Raw genomic sequence first — 17,352 nt, 5'->3', positions numbered from 1 at the left:
CGCGGCGGCCTCCTTCGCCGCCGCATCCGCCGCGCACCCGCTTCGCCTCCGTCGGTTCTCCACCCCCCAGGGGCTCTGAGCGTGACCGCGCACTCCCTCGTGGCTTGCCGGGCCCGGGGATGCGGGGCCGTCGGTGCGGGAATGAGGGGCGGGCGGGTGGTGTTGTGGCCGGTGGCAGAAAGTTCGAGTTTCAACTAAACTCGAGGCAGAAGGAGGCCGACCATGCCTGCAGTGACTGTCGAGAACCCGTTGACGCTCCCCCGCGTCGCCGCACCGTCCCAGGAGACCGCCGCCCGCAAGGTGCTGGCCGTCGTGACCGCGCCGAGCGGCTTCGAGGGCGAGGGCTTCCCGGTGCGCCGCGCCTTCGCCGGGATCAACTACCGCCACCTCGACCCGTTCATCATGATGGACCAGATGGGCGAGGTGGAGTACGCGCCGGGCGAGCCCAAGGGAACCCCCTGGCACCCGCACCGCGGCTTCGAGACCGTCACGTACCTGATCGACGGAACCTTCGTCCACCAGGACAGCAACGGCGGCGGCGGAGTCATCAACGGCGGTGACACCCAGTGGATGACCGCCGGCTCGGGCCTCCTGCACATCGAGGCCCCGCCGGAGTCCCTCGTCGTCAGCGGCGGGCTCTTCCACGGCCTCCAGCTGTGGGTGAACCTCCCCGCCTCCGACAAGATGATGCCCCCGCGCTACCAGGACATCGGCGGCGGCAAGGTCAAGCTGCTGACCACCCCCGACGGCGGCGCCCTGCTCCGCCTGATCGCCGGTGAGCTCGACGGCCACAGCGGCCCGGGCATCACCCACACCCCGATCACGATGATCCACGCGACGGTCCGGCCCGGCGCGCAGATCACCCTGCCGTGGCGCGAGGACTTCAACGCCCTCGCGTACGTCATGGCCGGGCGCGGCAGCGTCGGCACCGACCGGCGGCCCGTCGAGACCGGCCAGACGGCGGTCTTCGGCGAGGGCGGCTCCCTCACCGTGCGGGCGGAGGCCTCCCAGGACTCCCACACCCCCGACCTGGAGGTCGTCCTGCTCGGCGGCCGCCCGATCCGCGAGCCGATGGCGCACTACGGGCCGTTCGTCATGAACAGCCGGCAGGAGCTCCAGCAGGCGTTCGACGACTTCCAGGCGGGCCGGCTGGGGACCATCCCCACCACCGCCCGGGAGCGCACGAGCACCATGGAGCAGCACTCCTGAGCGGGCTCGGTCGTGCCCGTGGGGGCGCGGGGAACTGCGCGGCCGGCCCCCACCGGCCCGTGGTGCCATGACCGGACCACCGGCGGAGCCTAGCGGCGCAGGGCCTCGGCGGGCTGGGTGCGGGAGGCCCGCCAGGCCGGGTACAGCCCGGCGAGGACCCCGGTGACGAGGCCGATCAGCGGCGCCACGGCGACCGTCAGCGGCGACATCACCGGGGTCCAGTCGCGCAGCGCGGACACCCCGACCACGGTCAGGGTGCCCAGCGTGGTGCCCACCAGGCCGCCGACCGTGCCCTGTGCGGCCGACTCGGCCAGGAACTGGGCGGTGATGTGCCGCCCGCGCGCCCCCAGGGCCCGCCGCAGCCCGATCTCCCCGGTGCGCTCCAGTACGGCGACGAGGGTGGTGTTCGCGATCCCCACGGCCCCGATGACCAGGCAGATCGCGGCCAGCAGCAGGAACAGCTGGTCCAGGTCGGAGGTCACCCCGGCCCGCAGCGTCCGCGGATCCGGCGGCGGCGCCGGGGTCAGCCAGTCGGGATGGTCCGGGCGCAGCGCCAGCGGCAGCTCGGAGGCCACCTGCCGGGCCGCCCCCAGCTCGGTCACCACCAGCATCCGGGCCCGCTGGGCGTGGTCGGGCGGCCCCCACAGCCGTTCCGCGGTGCTGCGGGGCACGATCACCGACAGCAGCAGATCGGGCTTGCGCTCGGCGCCGCCCGCGATCCCGATCACGGTGAACGGGTGGTCGCCGATGAACACCGCGGGGCGGCTCTCCAGCGTGGTGATGCCCAGTCGGGCCGCCATCGCCGAGCCCACCACCGCGACCTGTTCGGCGCGCCCGTCGTGGAAGGCGTCGTAGGCCCGGCCGGCGCCGAGCGTGAGCCCGGCCGCGCGCAGCATGCCGGGGGAGGCGGCGACGACCGGGAGCCGCTCCCCGGCGGCCCCGGCGACCGGGGCGGACCGCACGGTCGTCTCGCCGAGCGGCACCGGCCAGAACACCCCGGCGGCGGTGACCCCGTTGAGCGCGCCCGCCCGGGTGTCGGCGTCCTTCGGGAAGGCGTTCGGGACCTGCCGGGCGAGCTGGGGATCTGCGCCGCCCGCGGTGTCCTGCACGCCGACCTCGGTGGCGGTCAGGGCGTTGAAGCGCCTGTCGATCTGCGAGGACGCGGTGGCCGTCAGGCCGAGGATCGCCACGAACGTGCCGACGCCGAGGACCGTGCCGAGGCCGGTGAGCGCCGAGCGGGCGGGCCGTTGGAGCATTCCGGCGAGCGCCTCGGACAGCAGGTCGCGCGCCGACAGCCGGGAGGGGGTGATGGTCGGGTCGGCGCCGCCCCCGTCGCGCGTCCCGCGACGCCACCTCATGCCCCGGTGCGGCCACCTCATGCCGAGACCACCTCGCTCAGGACCCCGTCGCGGATGGACACGGTGCGCCGGCCCCGGTGGGCGACGTGCGGGTCGTGCGTGATCACCAGCAGGGTCAGTCCGTCGGCGTGCAGCTCGTCCAGCAGGGCCAGTACGGCGCCGGCCGTCGCCGTGTCGAGATTGCCGGTCGGTTCGTCGCACAGCAGCAGCGAGGGCTCGGAGACCAGGGCGCGGGCGATGGCCACGCGCTGGCGTTCGCCGCCGGACATCCGGGTCGGCAGGTGGCCGCTGCGGTGGCCGAGTCCTACGCGCTCCAGGGCGGTACGGGCCCGGCCGGCGCGCTGACCGCGCGGGACGCCGTTGTAGACCATCGCGAGCAGGACGTTCTCCAGCGCGCTGCGGTGCGGCAGCAGGTGGAAGGACTGGAAGACGAACCCGATGCGCTGCCCGCGCAGGGCCGTGCGGTCGCGGTCGGGAAGGGCGCCGGTGTCGATGCCGTCGAGCAGGTAGCGGCCGGCGGTCGGGGCGTCGATGAGCCCGGCGACGTTCAGGAACGTCGACTTCCCGGAGCCCGAGGGGCCGACGACGGTGACGTAGTCACCGCGCTCCACCGTCAGGTCGCAGGGCCGCAGCGCCTGGACGGGCGGCGGGCCGGGATAGGTGAGCCCGACGCCCTCGAACCGGGCGACCGGCGCCGGGTCCGCGGCGGCCGGGGTCGTGGCGGTCGGGTTTGTGGTGGCCGGGTCCGCGGCGGTCGGGTTCGTGGTGGCCGGGTCCGCGGCGGTCGGGTTCGTGGTGGCGGGGCCCGTGGCGGTCGGCTTCGTGGGGGCGGGGCCCGTGGCGGACGGGTCGGCGGTGGAGGGGCTTGCCGCGCCCTCGGGCGCGGTCATGGCTTCGCCTGGGCGACCAGGACCCGGTCCCCGTCGGCGAGCGCGCCGCCCCCGACCGGCTCGACCTGGACCATCCCGTCGGCGGACATCCCCGCCCGGACCTCGACGCGCCGCCGTTCGTCCGCCGCGGCCGGGTCCTTGCCGAGCACCGTGACGGTGGTCCGCCCGTCGGCCCCGGCCGACACCGCGGACAGCGGCACGACCAGGACCGGCTCGCCCGAGGACGCCGCGGTCACCGTGAGCCGTACGCCCTGCCCCGCGAGCCGGGTGTCGAGCGTCTGGTCCGGCGTGACCGTCAGGGCGTATCCGCCGGCGTCCGCGGCCCCGCCCGGGGCGCCGCCGCCGCCCGAGCCGCCGCCGTCCGGTGCGGCCGCCCCGTGCCCGGCCGCCCCGGATCCGCTGGTCGCCGGGGTCGGGGCGGTGGCCACCGAGGCGACGGTTCCGGTGGCGGTCAGCCCGGTGGCCTCCGACAGCACCTCCACCTTCATCCCCGCCTTGACCAGGTCCTTCTGGTGGGCCGGCAGGGAGGAGCGGATCACCGGGGCGCCCGCCGACAGGGTCAGCAGCCCGTCCGGGACGGGCTCGCCCACCGCCGCCTTGACCGCGTCCAGACGCGCCGGGAAGCCCTTGACGAAGACGAGCTCGTCCGCCGGGACCATCGGCCCGGAGGCAGCCCTGGCCGCCTCCAGACGGCCGGTGGCCTTGGCCAGGTCGGCCTGGGCGAAGGCGAGTTGCTGTTGCGCCTCCGCGGTGTCGGCGCCGCCGCCGGCCTTCGCCTTGGCGAGGGCCGTCTTGGCGGTGGTGACCTGCCGCTGCGCGGCGTCCGCGGCGTCCTCGGCGGCCTGGAGCTTCTCGGCGTCGCCGGGATCGGCGGGCCGGGGGGTGTGGCCCAGCGCGGCGTAGAGCGCGGTGACCGCCGCCTTGGTGCCGGGGCCGTAGGTGCCCGCGGGGTCCTTGCCGGTGGGGTGGCCGAGCGCCTTGAGGCCCTCCTGTAACTGCCCCACGTCCTTGCCGGTGGCGCCGGGCTTCAGGTCCCGGTACACGGGCAGGGCCCCGGCCAGGGCGAACACGGGCCGCCCCGACACCTCGACCAGCACCTCGCCCGCCCGTACGGCCGCCCCCGGCTGCTTGTTGACCCGCGTGACCACGGGTTTGCCGCCCGTGCCGGCGCCTGCGGCGGCCCCGGCGCCCGGGGACACGGCCAGCGTCTGCTCCGCGGCGACCGTCCCGCGGACGACCACGGAGGAGGTGAGCACCCGCCGCTCGACCCGGTCGGCGAGGACGGAGGCGGGTGGCGGTGCGGCGTCGGCGGCGACCTGGGCGGGGGAGCGGATGGTCGCGGCGACGGCGATGCCGGCCCCGGTCAGGGCGACGGCGCCGGCGACGACCCAGGTCAGGATGCGGCGCCGCCGGCCCAGCGAGGCCCGCGCGTCGTCGGCCCCGTCGGTACTGCCGGCCGCGGGGGAGCTGCCGGCCCCGGGGGAGCTGCCGGCCCCGGCGGGCCTGTCGGACTCGTCGGATCCCTCGGACTCGTCGGATCCCTCGGGCCCGTCGGATCCATCCACCGCGGACTCGGTGTCCGGCGGCTCTTGATGTTTCACGTGAAACCCATTTCGTCGCTCAGCAGTTCTCGCCGATCACCTGGAGGGAGCTCACCCGCCACGGGGCGCCGTCGCTCTCCCGGGTCAGCGTGAAGGCGCCCATCTGCGAGGGCTTGTCCTGCAGTTGGTCGATCGGCTCGCCGGTCCCGGCGTCGTGGATCAGCCAGCGGTCCAGGTCCACGCAGTCGTGCAGGATCAGCGACCGGGGTCCCGGGCTCTCCACGCCGTCGATCCGGTGGCCCACCTCGCCGAGGAGCACCTGTCCCGCGGATCTGGAATGGGCGAGGTTGTCGCGCAGCTCCTGCAACTGGCTCCCCGTGGCGACCCGTTCGATGGCCGGGTCCTGCGGGTCGGGCGTGCGGTTCGCCGCGAGCCAGGTGGCCCAGTAGGTGTCGTACGCCTGCCGCACCTCGGAGCTCGGCGGCTGCAGCGCGGGCGCGGCCGCCGCCGTACCCCCGGCGGGAGCCGAGGGTGCCGGGGCGTTGCTGCACCCGGCGAGCAGGGCCGATGCCAGGGCCGCCGCAGTCGCGGACAGGGCGCGCGCCGCCCGGCGGAGCCTCATGCCGCGCCGTCCTTGAGGACCTTCTCGGCGAACGCCACCTGCTCGCCGAGACGCTTCTTCTCCTGGTCCAGGTCCTGCTTGTGCTTCTCGATCAGGGTGCTCTGGTAGGCGGTCAGGACGGCGGTCCAGGTGTCGGAGAGCTTCGTCTTCTGCTTGCAGGACACGTCGGTCGTCGCCGCGGTGATCTCCTCACCGGTGACCGGCCCGGTCCACCGCGTGCCCTCCATCTGCTGGAGCTCCCAGGGCGTCTTCACCTGGAATCCCGCGTCGCGCATGCAGGAGCTCCACTGCGCGATGGCCGCGGTGACCCGGCTGTCGCCGCGCGCCCGGTCCCCGGCCTGCTGGGTGAGCTCGTCGACCAGGCCGTTCCCGGCGGGGGTCGCGGAGGCGCCCTTGGTGCCCTTCGGATAGAGCTTGCGGGCGGCCTCGCCCGCGCAGCCGCCCTCCGGGGCGCCCGGGTGGGCGGGGGCTCCGTCCTGCGGCCCGAACAGGGCGGCCGTCTCGCTCGGGTCGCGCTTGGCCGTGGCGCCGGCCTCGCGGTTCGGCAATTCGCCCGTGCGATAGCCGTATTTCTTTGCGGATTCGGCGTCCACGAGGCCGATTCCGCTTGTGCTCCGGCGAGTGTCGGGGCTGGCGATGTACGTGCTCGAATTCTTGAAGGAGGCGAATCCGATGCGCCGCATACAGGCCTCGGTGAGGATGTCCTGCGCCTGCTGGAGCACTTTCTGCTGGCTCTTGTCGAAACCGTAGGCGTCCAGCGGGAGGGCCGCGTTCGCCGGGTCGGTCTGCGGGGTGACCTTCACCGGCGGCTCGCCCGTGGCCGCGGCCGCGCCGCCCGGTTCCTCCCTCGACGGGCCGCTGCAGGCGCCGAGCGTCGCGACCGCGACGGCGGCGGCCACGAGCAGGGGCAGCCGTTGGCGTGCGTGGTGCACGATCAGCCTTTCGATGGTCGGACTGGTGGTCGTACACTGCGCGGCACACCCGGGGCCGGGACCGATTACAGCGGTCCCCGCCCCCGGGGGATGCGAGCAGCGATCAGCAGTGCTTCGTGGCGTACTTGGTGAGCAGGGTCAAAGATCTGTATCCCGTGACGCTGGTGTTGTTGTTGCGGTGCTTGTCCCACCACTGGTTGCCGTTGATCACGGTCCCCGCCTTGTAGCAGATGGGCGTGATGGTGTGGCTCCGGTAGCCGAGGCCCAGGCTGGTCGACGAGGTGGTGGAGTTGGAGCGGATCCGGACCCCGTCCTCCCTGTAGTCGCCGGCGTGGGCGACGGTGACGGATCCCAGGGCGATCGCGGCGGCGGAGAGTGCCACCGCGGTGAACCTTGCTGCCTTGCGCACGCTGTCTCCTCTTCTGAGCGGACACGTCGTGGTGCAGCCGAGAGGAAGAGCCAGTACCGCCGTCAGCGGCAAGCGCTGAGCTGGTCCCCCCGGTCCGGTGAAAGACGATGGCACGAACAGCAATCCCGTACCAGGGGGTTTCGGCCGGGCGGCGGAGAGCGGCTGGAATGCTCCCCATCGGGTCACCCGGCCGTTTCCACGGAGTCTTCAGATCCTTTTCGGTGTTTGCGCTGGAAAACGCGGCCGCGTCATATCGGCGGCCTCGCGTCCTCCGCTAACGGATGATCGTGAACCGCTTCGCGGTTGTCCGGAAACACCCGCTACTCGGCTTGCTCCCGCCGCTCGCCGCGCCGGATTCCCGCGTGGCGCGCCCGCAGCTCCGACACCATGCCGAACGCGGCGGCGGCCACGGGCACCGAGAGCAGCATCCCGAGGATCCCGGCGACGCTGGCGCCGGCGGTGATGGCCAGCATGACCACGGCCGGGTGCATCTGCACGGTCCGGCTCTGGATCACCGGCTGCAGGAAGTGGCCCTCCACCAGCTGTACGGCGACCACCAGGGCGACGACCCACAGGCCGATGACCCAGCCCCGGTCGGCGAAGGCGACGAGGACGGCGAGCGCGCCGGAGAGGAACGCGCCCAGGTACGGGATGTACGCGCCGAGGAAGACCAGGGCGCCGAGCCCGACGGCGCCGGGCACCTGCAGCACCAGCAGGCCCACGGTGATGAGGACGGCGTCGATCAGGGCGATGAAGGTGGTGCCGCGCATGAAGCCCTCGACCGCGTCGAAGGCGCGGCGGGCCATCGCTTCGACGCCGTCCCCCCTGCCGCGGGGGCCGAGCCCGCGCAGCGCCGCGGCGGCGCGGTGGGAATCGCGCAGGAAGAAGAACATCAGCAGCAGGGCGAGGGCGGCGGTGGCCATCATCTCGGCGACGACGCTGAGCCCGGCGATGACGCCGGAGGCGGCCGTACCGCCGAACTTGGCCAGCAGCTCCTTGGCGTTGGCGGCCAGGTCCTCCAGGGAGGTCCCGGCGGCGCCGAAGTGCCCGGCGAGGTCCTGGCCGGCGCGTCGGAGGGCGCTGATGATCTGGTCGCCGGTGTTGAGGAGGGCCGAGACGACGATGTACGTGGCCCCGCCGGCCACCGCGAGCACGGCCAGGCAGGTGAGCGCGGCGGCGAGCGAGGGGTTGACCTTCATCCGGACGAGCCGCCGGTGCAGCGGCCCCAGCAGGGCCGTACCGAGGAGGGCGAGCAGGACCGGGGTGACGGCGGCCTTGAAGACGATGCACAACCAGACCCCGACCGCGGCCACACCGGTGACGAGGAGTATGACCACGCACCAGGCGGCGATACGGCGCACTGGCTCGGGCAGCAGGGAGGAGCTGGGCACGCCGTCATCCAACCACGCGTCAGCCGCCCTCCCGCTCCGGCCACTTCGGCCATTTGGGCCGCTTGGGCCGCTTGGGCCGCTTGGGCCGTTCAGTCGGACTGCGGCTTCGACCGCTCGTGGAGCTCGAACCAGATCGACTTGCCCTCGCCGCGCGGGTCCACGCCCCACGCGTCCGCCAGCATCTCCGTCAGCAGCACACCGCGGCCGCTCGACGCCATCTCGCCCGGCTGGCGCACGTGCGGCAGCTCGTCGCTGGAGTCCGCCACCTCGATCCGCAGCCGGCGCGCGCCCCGCTCGCCCACCGCCTCCGCGACCAGCAGCGCGTCGCCGTCGGTGTGCATGAGCACGTTCGTCACCATCTCGGAAACGATCAGCACCGCCGAGTCCACCTGATCGGGGTCCGCCCAGTCGTGCAGCAGCTCCCGGATCTGCCGGCGGGCGCCCGCGATCCGGGCCGGCTCCGCCTGCGCCACGGTCAGCATCGTGCGGCGCGAGGGCCGGGCCGGTTGGCGCAGCGGGGCGCCGCAGCCGCAGCCCGGGCCCTCCCGGCACAGCAGGACGAGGGCTATGTCGTCCTCGCGCCGGTCGGCGAGCGGGCCGGTGCTGTGGTGGGAGGACGGGCCGTGCACCGCCTGCACGAGCAGGTCGGCCAGCTTCTCCAGGTCCTCCGTCCCGTGCGCCCCGGACCCGGCCTCCAGGACCGCCCGCAGCCGCGCCCAGCCCGTGTCCAGGTCGTGCCCACCGGTCTCGATGAGCCCGTCGGTGCACAACAGCATCGTCTCGCCCGGCTCCAGCGTGAACCGGGTCGTCGGGTAGTCGGTGTCGGGGATGATGCCCAGCGGCAGGCCCCCGGCGGTCGGCCGCATCAGGACGGTGCCGTCGGTCATCCGGATCGCCGGGTCGGGGTGGCCCGCGCGGGCCACCTCCAGTCCCCCGGTCTCCGGGTCGCACTCCACGTACAGGCAGGTCGCGAAGCGCGGGCTCCGGAAGTCGAAGCCCGCGTCGGCGTCGCCGTCCGGATCGGGGTCGGGGCCGGAGTCCGGGCCGCCGTACGAGCCGGTGCCCTGCGCCGCGGAGCCCAGCCCCGCCAGGAACCGGGAGGCGCGGGCGAGCACCGCGTCGGGGCGGTGGCCCTCGGAGGCGTACGCGCGCACCGCGATCCGCAGCTGGCCCATCAGCCCGGCGGCCCGTACGTCGTGCCCCTGAACGTCCCCGATGACCAGCGCGAACCGGCCCGACGGCAGCGGGATCACGTCGTACCAGTCGCCGCCGACCTGGAGCCCGCCGCCGGTCGGGACGTACCGCGCGGCGATCTGCATGCCGGGGATGTCCGGGCCCAGGGTCGGCATCATCGAGCGCTGCAGCCCGGTGGTGAGTTCCCGCTCGGACTCGGCCACCCCCGCCCGCTGGAGCGCCTGGGCCAGCATCCGGGCCACCGTGGTCAGCACGGACCGCTCGTCCGGCGAGAACGACACCGGGTGCTTGAACGCGGCGAGCCAGGCGCCCATGGTGCGCCCGGCCACGACCAGCGGCACGAAGGCCCAGGAGGCCCGGCCGAAGCGCTGGGCGAGCGGCCAAGTGGCCGGGAACCGCCGCTTGTAGTCCTCGGCAGTCGGCAGGTAGATCGCCCGGCCGGTGCGGGCGACCTCCGCCGCCGGGTAGTCCGTGTCCAACCGCATGTCCGCGAAGGGGCCCTCGTCCCCGGGCCCGTGCCCGTGGTGGCCGATGACCGACAGCCGGTCCCCGGCCACCCCGAAGACGGCGAGCCCGTCGGGGCTGAAGCCGGGCATGGACAGCGAGGCGGCGACCCGCAGCACCTCGGCCGTGGACCGGGCCTCGGCCAGCGCCCGCCCCGCATCCAGCAGGAAGGCCTCGCGGGAGCGCCGCCAGTCGCCGGTGACGGTGGTGTGGGCGGCGGTGGTGCCGGGCTGGGGCTCGGCGATCTCCTGGATGGTGCCGATCAGCTCGTAGGCGAGGCGGCCGTCGTCGGACCGGCTCTGCACCGGCTTCGAGCGGCTGCGGACGGTCCGCAGCACCCGCCCGTCCCCGTCCATGATCCGCAGCCGCGCCTCGGCGAGGGTGCCCTCGGCCACCGCCAGGTTGACGATCCCGTTGATCTCGTTCCAGTCGACCGGGTGGAACCGGGACCGTACGGCTGCCTCCGGCAGCACGGCCGGCTCGGCGGGCAGCCCGAGCAGCCGGGCGGCCTCGCCGTCGAGGCTGACCTTTCCGGAAGCGTTGTCCCACCGCCACAGGCCCGTCGCGATGGCGGCCAGGACGTCCTCGGTGCGCACCGGGTCATCTTTACAGGTCATCGCCCGTACGTGCTCGTTCGCGGGGCCTGCCGGGCGTGCCAGCGCGGCCGGCGTCCCGGACGGTAACCTTGGGAGGGTTGAATCCACCCTGGTATCGCGAAGAACTGGATGACTGATGCATCGGTACAGGTCCCACACCTGCGGCGAGCTCCGCGCCTCTGACGTCAACACCGACGTCCGGCTGAGCGGCTGGCTGCACAATCGTCGAGACCTGGGCGGCATCCTCTTCATCGATCTGCGCGACCACTACGGCATCACGCAGCTCGTCGCCCGTCCCGGCACCGCCGCCGCCGACGTCCTGGACAAGCTCTCCAAGGAGACCGTCGTCCGCGTCGACGGCAAGGTCGTCTCCCGCGGCGCCGAGAACATCAACCCCGACCTGCCCACCGGCGAGATCGAGATCGAGGCCGCCGAGGTCGAGGTGCTGGGCGCGGCCGCCCCGCTGCCCTTCACCATCAACACCGACGACGGTGTGAACGAGGAGCGGCGCCTGGAGTACCGCTTCCTCGACCTGCGCCGCGAGCGCATGCACCGCAACATCATGCTGCGCTCGGCCGTCATCGCCGCGATCCGCCACAAGATGGTGGCACTCGGCTTCAACGAGATGGCCACCCCGATCCTCACCGCGACCTCCCCGGAGGGCGCCCGCGACTTCGTCGTCCCGTCCCGCCTGAACCCCGGCAAGTTCTACGCGCTGCCGCAGGCCCCGCAGCAGTTCAAGCAGCTGCTGATGATCTCGGGCTTCGACCGGTACTTCCAGATCGCGCCCTGCTTCCGCGACGAGGACGCCCGCGCCGACCGCTCGCCGGGCGAGTTCTACCAGCTCGACGTCGAGATGTCCTTCGTCGAGCAGGAGGACGTCTTCCAGCCGATCGAGAAGCTGATGACCGAGCTCTTCACCGAGTTCGGCGGCGGCCGCGAGGTCACCTCTCCGTTCCCGCGGATCCCGTTCCGCGAGTCGATGCTGAAGTACGGCAACGACAAGCCCGACCTGCGCGCCAAGCTGGAGCTCGTCGACATCACCGACGTCTTCGAGAACTCCGAGTTCAAGGCGTTCGCCGGCAAGCACGTCCGCGCCCTGCCGGTCCCGGACACCGCCGCCCAGCCGCGCAAGTTCTTCGACGGCCTCGGCGACTACGCCGTCTCGCTCGGCGCCAAGGGCCTGGCCTGGGTCCGCGTCGGCGAGGACTCCACGCTGACCGGCCCGATCGCCAAGTTCCTCACCGAGGAGAACGTCAAGGTCCTCACCGAGCGCCTGGGCCTGGCCGCCGGCCACGCCGTGTTCTTCGGCGCCGGTGAGTTCGACGAGGTCTCCAAGATCATGGGCCCGGTCCGGGTCGAGGCCGCCAAGCGCGCCGGCCACTTCGAGGAGAACGTCTTCCGCTTCTGCTGGATCGTCGACTTCCCGATGTACGAGCGGGACGAGGAGACCGGCAAGATCGACTTCTCCCACAACCCGTTCTCCATGCCGCAGGGCGGCATGAAGGACCTGGAGGAGAAGGACCCGCTCGACATCCTGGCCTGGCAGTACGACATCGTCTGCAACGGCATCGAGCTGTCCTCCGGCGCCATCCGCAACCACGAGCCCGACGTCATGCTGAAGGCCTTCGAGATCGCCGGCTACGACGCCGAGACCGTCGAGCGGGAGTTCGCCGGCATGCTGCGCGCCTTCCGCCTCGGCGCCCCGCCGCACGGTGGCATCGCCCCGGGCGTGGACCGCATCGTCATGCTGCTCGCCGACGAGCCGAACATCCGCGAGACCATCGCCTTCCCGCTGAACGGCAACGCGCAGGACCTGATGATGGGCGCGCCCACGGTCCTGGAGGAGTCCCGCCTGCGCGAGCTGAACATCTCGCTGCGCAAGCCGGTGGAGGCGAAGACCTCCGAGCCGGTCGAGAAGTCGGTCAAGCAGCACCAGTAGGAGCTGCCGGGCGGGGCGGCCGGCGTCCCGCACGCCTCCACACGGCCAGCCTAACGCCGCCCGGCCACGCCGCGCGGGCGGGGGCGCCGTTGTGTAGGCCCGCGGTGCGGTGCGCGGGTGCGCGGGTGCGGGTGCGGGTGCGGGTGCGGGTGCGGGGAGGCGTGCGGGGCGGCTAGAACCGCTCCAGCACGCCCTTGAGCAGGGCCGCCGAAGTCAGCTCGCAGGGAGCCGGGCCGGCGTGGAAGAACCCGGCGTTCTCTGCGTCCAGCTTGCGCAGGAAGTCGAAGGCCTTGTTGTCGTGGTCGCCGAAGGCGACGAACTGCCAGTGCACCTGGGGTGCCGACGCGGCCGCGTCCGCCAGGGCCTGCTTCGCCGGCTGCCGGTTGTCGGGGGCGCCGTCGGTCTGGAACACGACGAGGGCCGGGCCCGAGTCGCCGTCCTTGCGGTAGCGCTCCAGGACCTGCTCCACGGCGACGTGGTAGCTGGTGCGGCCCATGCGGCCGAGCTCGGCGTGACGGCCCTCGACCCAGGACCCGTAGTGGGTGTCGAGGGTCAGGTCGGCGGTGCCGTCCACCTCCGTGGAGAAGAACACGGTGTGCACGGTCGCCTCGTCGTCGAGGTGCGCGGCGAGGGCGAGGGCGTGGTCGGCGAGGTACTGGGCGCTGCCGTCCTTGTAGAACGGCCGCATGGATCCGGACCGGTCCAGGACCAGGTACACCTTGGCCCGGGCGCCCGCCTTGCCCTTGGCGCGGAGCACCTGGCCGGCCGCCTTGTAGGCCGCGGCCACCTCGGGCGCCCGCTTGCGCACCACCGCCGCACTGTGCGCCGGCCCCTCGACGACGTCACCCTCCTCGGCCTCGGCCTGTGCGGCGAGGGGCTCCACCTCCGGCTCCGCGTCGGCAGGCTCGGCGACGGGCTCCGCCTCTGCGGCGACGTCAACCGCCTCGTCCTGCGCGGCAACGGGCTCGGCCTCAGGCGCCGCCTCGGCCTCCGCCTCTGCCTGCACGCCAACGGCCCCGGGCTCGGGCTCCGGCTCGGCCTGTGCGGCGAGGGGCTCGGCCTCGGGGGCGACCGGCTCAGCCTCGGCAGGCTCGGCGACGGGCTCGGCTTCCGGCTCCACGTTCGCCGACTCGACTCGGGGCTCCGTCTCCGCCTCGGTCGGAGCCGTTGCCTCAGCGGGCTCGGCTTCCTGCGGCGCGGACGCCTCGGCGGGCTCGGCCTGGGCCTCGGCGGCGGGCTCGACCTCGTCCTGGGCGGCGGCGGGTTCGGCCGGCGCGGTGACCGGCTCGGCTTCCGGCTGCACCTTGGCGAGGGCGGCCTCCGGCTCGGCAGCGGCCGGCTCCACGTCGGTCCGTACGGCGCCGGGCTCGACCTCCGGTTCCGCCTCGGCCGGCTGCGGCAGGGCGGCGGCCGGCTCGGCCTCGGTCGGAGCCGTTGCCTCAGCGGGCTCGGCTTCCTGCGGCGCGGACGCCTCGACGGGCTCGGCCTGGGCCTCGGCGGCGGGCTCAGCCTCGTCCTGGGCGGCGACGGGCTCGGCCGGCGCGGTGACCGGCTCCGCTTCCGGCTGCACCTCGGCGAGGGCAGGCTCGGCCGCTGCGGCGGTGTCCACCGGCTCGGCTTCCGCGGCGGCGGGCTCCGCCTCGGCGGCGGCCTCAGCGGTCACGGCTTCCGCGGCGGCGGGCTCCGCCTCGGCGGCGGCCTCAGCGGTCACGGCTTCCGCGGCGGCGGCCGGCTCGGCCTCCCGCGCCTCCACGAGGGGGGCCTCGGGCTCCGCCTCGGCGGCGGGCGCCGCAGCCTCGGCAGCCTCGGCTCCGGGGGAAACGGCAGCGGCAGGAGCCGCTACCTCGGCTTCCGGGGCCGTCACGGCGGCGGCAGCCGTGGCGGCGGCAGGGACCGCCGCCTCGGTCGGCGGAAGGGGGCGGCGGGCCTCCGGGACCGTCGGGTCGGCGGCGGGGGCCGTGACGAGCGCGCCCGGCTCGCGGTCGCGCGGCGCGGACTGCGGCGGGACCGTGTGGTTGTCGAACGACGCCGCGACCAGTTCGGCCGCCGCGTCCAGCGGAGTCCGCTCCGACTGGCTCGGGACAGCCGCTGCCGACGTCGAAGGAGTAGTGGCCTCAGTCGTCTCCGGAACCGGCTCGGCGGACCGTCCGAAAACCTTGCGCAACAAGCTCCGAATACCCATGGGCCAGGCCTTTCGCATGAGTGCGTGCGTCATTTGTCCGTGCTGCGCGGTTGATCCCTGCCCAGAGTGGACACGTAAGGTTATCGACCCCTCGGCTGGAACGTCTGCAGGGGCACCCCTCGTGGCGCCAGGCCCTTTTCGGCCTTCTCTTGCGGATCTTGGCCGATCCGCCCGCCACGCGCGAGGGCTCCTCCGGACCGCCTGCCGTGCGGGCCCGTACAGAGCCTTACCACACCACATCAGCCCCGCCGAACCGCACCCCCACCCTCGCTGAACTCCCGCCCCGACGCGCCCGGTTCACCGGACGTTCATCCTGCGGCCGCCGGTTCGGCGTGCCCCGCCCTTACCGTCACCGCTGGATTCGGCCGATTCCCGTCGGCAACCGCGCAGTTACGGAGGACACTCGTGCGCAAGCTTCTGCCGCTCATAGGCAACCCGCATGGGGGCGGCCGTTCCGCCCTCACCTGTCGCTACCGCTGTGGTGACGCCTGCTTCCACGAGGTGCCGAACACCAGCGACAACGAGTACGCCGGCGACATCATCGCCCGCACCTGGTCCCGCCGCTCGATGCTGCGCTCGGCCGCCGTCGTCACGGTCGCCACGGCCGCCGGTACGGCCGTCGCCGTCGGCGGCAGCGGCACGCAGGCCACCGCCGCCCCCGCCGCCGACGCCCAGGGCGCCGCCGAGGGCGCCGGCCAGGCCGCCCGTGGCCTCCGCTTCACCCCCGTCGCGCCGAACACCGCCGACCAGGTCACGATCCCCGAGGGCTACGCCCAGAACGTGGTCATCAAGTGGGGCGACCCGATCGTCAAGGGCGCCCCGGGCTTCAACGCCGACAAGCAGACGGCCGCTGCCCAGGCCGGTCAGTTCGGCTACAACAACGACTTCCTCAGCCTGCTCCCGCTCGGCAGCGGCTACGAGCGCCAGCAGCTCCTCGTCGCCAACCACGAGTACACGGACGAAGTCCTGATGTTCAAGGGCTACGACCCGGCCAACCCGACCAAGGAGCAGGTCGAGATCGCCTGGGCCGCGCACGGCCTGTCCGTGGTCGTCGTCCAGGAGGACCACCGCAGCGGCAAGCTGACCGCGGTCAACCGCCACCAGCTCAACCGCCGCCTGCACACGACCAGCGAGTTCCGCATGGCCGGTCCGGCCGCCGGCAGCGCCCTGCTGAAGACCTCGGTCGACCCGACCGGCACCAAGGTGTTCGGCACCCTCAACAACTGCGCCGGCGGTACCACCCCGTGGGGCACCACCCTCCACGGCGAGGAGAACTTCAACCAGTACTTCGCCAACGGCGGCTCCGTCACCGAGCCCGTCCAGGCCGCCCGCCTGAAGCGCTACGGCATCACCGGCGCCGCCTCCGAGCGCAAGTGGGAGCGCTTCGACAAGCGCTTCGACGTCGCGCAGGAGCCCAACGAGGCCAACCGCTTCGGCTGGGTCGTCGAGCTCGACCCGTACGACCCGAACTCGGTGCCCCGCAAGCGCACCGCGCTGGGCCGCTTCAAGCACGAGGCCGCGCAGCCCCGCCTCACCGAGGACGGCCGCCCGGTCGTCTACATGGGCGACGACGAGCGCTTCGACTACTTCTACAAGTTCGTCTCCAGCAAGCGGATGATGAAGGGCAACAGCCGCGCCGCCAAGGAGCACAACCTCACCCTGCTCGACGAGGGCACCCTCTACGTCGCCAAGCTGACCGGCGACTCCCCGGCCGACCAGATCGACGGCACCGGCAAGTACCCGTCGGACGGCCAGTTCGACGGCACCGGCATGTGGATCCCGCTGGCCACCGGCAACGTCTCGCACGTCGAGGGCTTCACCGCGGAGGAGGTGTACGTCTTCACGCGCCAGGCCGCCGACAAGGTGGGCGCCACCAAGATGGACCGCCCCGAGGACGTCGAGCCGTCGCCGCGCACCGGTCGCGTCTACGTCGCGCTGACCAACAACACCAACCGGGGCAAGGCGGGCCAGCCGGGCGCCGACGAGGCCAACCCGCGCAACGCCAACAAGCACGGCCAGATCCTGGAGCTCGCCGAGAGCTTCGACGACCCGGCCGGCGACGCCTTCGCCTGGCGCCTGTTCCTGGTCGCCGGCGACCCGAACGACCCGGCCACCTACTTCGCGGGCTTCCCGAAGGACAAGGTCAGCCCGATCTCCTGCCCGGACAACGTGGCCTTCGACCCGCACGGCAACCTGTGGATCTCCACGGACGGCAACCAGCTCGGCTCCCACGACGGCCTGTTCGGTGTCGCCACCGCCGGCGAGCGCCGTGGTGAGCTCAAGCAGTTCCTGACCGTGCCGCGCGGCGCCGAGACCTGCGGCCCGCTGGTCCAGGACAAGCGCGTCCTGGTCGCCGTGCAGCACCCGGGCGAGATCGACGGCGCGTCCGTCGAGAAGCCCGCGTCGGTGTGGCCCGACGGCCCCGGCAAGCTCGTCCGCCCGGCCGTGGTGTCGGTCTGGCGCCAGGACGGCAAGAACATCGGCGTCTGACGCCGGCGTCCGGGCCGGCTGCCCGCGGGCCCTCGCCCCGCGGGCAGTTGCCCCGTCGGCCAGAGCGGAGCGGGGCGGTGTTTCACGTGAAA

General features: G+C 73.5%; 12 protein-coding genes. 3 read left to right on the top strand and 9 right to left on the bottom strand.

Annotated elements, in window-relative coordinates; all coding sequences use genetic code 11:
- Positions 1-222 precede the first annotated feature (222 nt).
- Positions 223-1,209, top strand: coding sequence for a pirin family protein (locus ACFVGY_RS21860; RefSeq protein WP_385679830.1), 987 nt, complete (start codon positions 223-225; stop codon positions 1,207-1,209).
- An 89-nt stretch (positions 1,210-1,298) separates the two neighbouring features.
- On the opposite strand, the gene ACFVGY_RS21855 is transcribed toward ACFVGY_RS21860, so the two are convergent.
- The 8 genes from ACFVGY_RS21855 to ACFVGY_RS21820 all read right to left on the bottom strand — a co-directional run bounded on the left by ACFVGY_RS21855 (position 1,299) and on the right by ACFVGY_RS21820 (position 10,646).
- Positions 1,299-2,567: an ABC transporter permease gene (locus ACFVGY_RS21855; protein ID WP_385679828.1), complete on the bottom strand. Its 1,269-nt coding sequence runs from the start codon at positions 2,565-2,567 to the stop codon at positions 1,299-1,301.
- Between the two features lie 17 nt (positions 2,568-2,584).
- Positions 2,585-3,457, bottom strand: coding sequence for an ABC transporter ATP-binding protein (locus tag ACFVGY_RS21850; RefSeq protein WP_385679826.1), 873 nt, complete (start codon positions 3,455-3,457; stop codon positions 2,585-2,587).
- On the bottom strand, positions 3,454-5,058 hold the full coding sequence (locus ACFVGY_RS21845) for a peptidoglycan-binding protein (RefSeq protein WP_385679824.1): 1,605 nt from the start codon (positions 5,056-5,058) through the stop codon (positions 3,454-3,456). The genes ACFVGY_RS21850 and ACFVGY_RS21845 overlap by 4 nt, the downstream gene beginning before the upstream one ends.
- Positions 5,059-5,077: 19 nt before the next feature.
- On the bottom strand, positions 5,078-5,620 hold the full coding sequence (locus ACFVGY_RS21840; RefSeq protein WP_385679822.1) for a hypothetical protein: 543 nt from the start codon (positions 5,618-5,620) through the stop codon (positions 5,078-5,080).
- Entirely contained in the window at positions 5,617-6,552 is a 936-nt protein-coding gene (locus ACFVGY_RS21835) for a hypothetical protein (RefSeq protein WP_385679820.1), read from the bottom strand. The genes ACFVGY_RS21840 and ACFVGY_RS21835 overlap by 4 nt, the downstream gene beginning before the upstream one ends.
- A 103-nt stretch (positions 6,553-6,655) precedes the next feature.
- Positions 6,656-6,961, bottom strand: coding sequence for a hypothetical protein (locus ACFVGY_RS21830; RefSeq protein ID WP_385679818.1), 306 nt, complete (start codon positions 6,959-6,961; stop codon positions 6,656-6,658).
- 320 nt (positions 6,962-7,281) lie between these two features.
- A complete protein-coding gene (locus ACFVGY_RS21825) occupies positions 7,282-8,352 on the bottom strand; it encodes an AI-2E family transporter (RefSeq protein WP_385679816.1) in 1,071 nt (356 codons plus the stop codon).
- Positions 8,353-8,441: 89 nt separating this feature from the next.
- Positions 8,442-10,646 carry a SpoIIE family protein phosphatase gene (locus tag ACFVGY_RS21820; protein WP_385679872.1) on the bottom strand — a complete coding sequence of 735 codons (2,205 nt, stop codon included), beginning with the start codon at positions 10,644-10,646 and terminating at the stop codon, positions 8,442-8,444.
- Positions 10,647-10,782: 136 nt separating this feature from the next.
- Between ACFVGY_RS21820 and aspS the strand changes: the two genes are divergently transcribed.
- The gene (aspS, locus tag ACFVGY_RS21815) at positions 10,783-12,588 is read left to right on the top strand and encodes an aspartate--tRNA ligase (RefSeq protein ID WP_385679814.1); all 1,806 of its coding nucleotides are present in this window, start codon (positions 10,783-10,785) and stop codon (positions 12,586-12,588) included.
- A 172-nt stretch (positions 12,589-12,760) separates the two neighbouring features.
- Here the strand turns inward: aspS and ACFVGY_RS21810 are convergent, their stop codons facing one another.
- Positions 12,761-14,770, bottom strand: a complete 2,010-nt coding sequence (locus ACFVGY_RS21810; RefSeq protein WP_385679812.1) for a VWA domain-containing protein — start codon at positions 14,768-14,770, stop codon at positions 12,761-12,763.
- 405 nt (positions 14,771-15,175) lie between these two features.
- On the opposite strand from ACFVGY_RS21810, the gene ACFVGY_RS21805 reads away from it, so the two are divergent.
- On the top strand, positions 15,176-17,260 hold the full coding sequence (locus ACFVGY_RS21805) for a PhoX family protein (protein WP_385679810.1): 2,085 nt from the start codon (positions 15,176-15,178) through the stop codon (positions 17,258-17,260).
- Positions 17,261-17,352: the final 92 nt, after the last annotated feature.

It is taken from the genome of Streptomyces sp. NPDC127106 (assembly GCF_042677605.1).
In the GTDB taxonomy this organism is placed as follows: domain Bacteria; phylum Actinomycetota; class Actinomycetes; order Streptomycetales; family Streptomycetaceae; genus Streptomyces.
The sequence above is the reverse complement of the archived record's forward strand: the minus strand, read 5'-3'. Positions and strand labels throughout refer to the sequence as shown.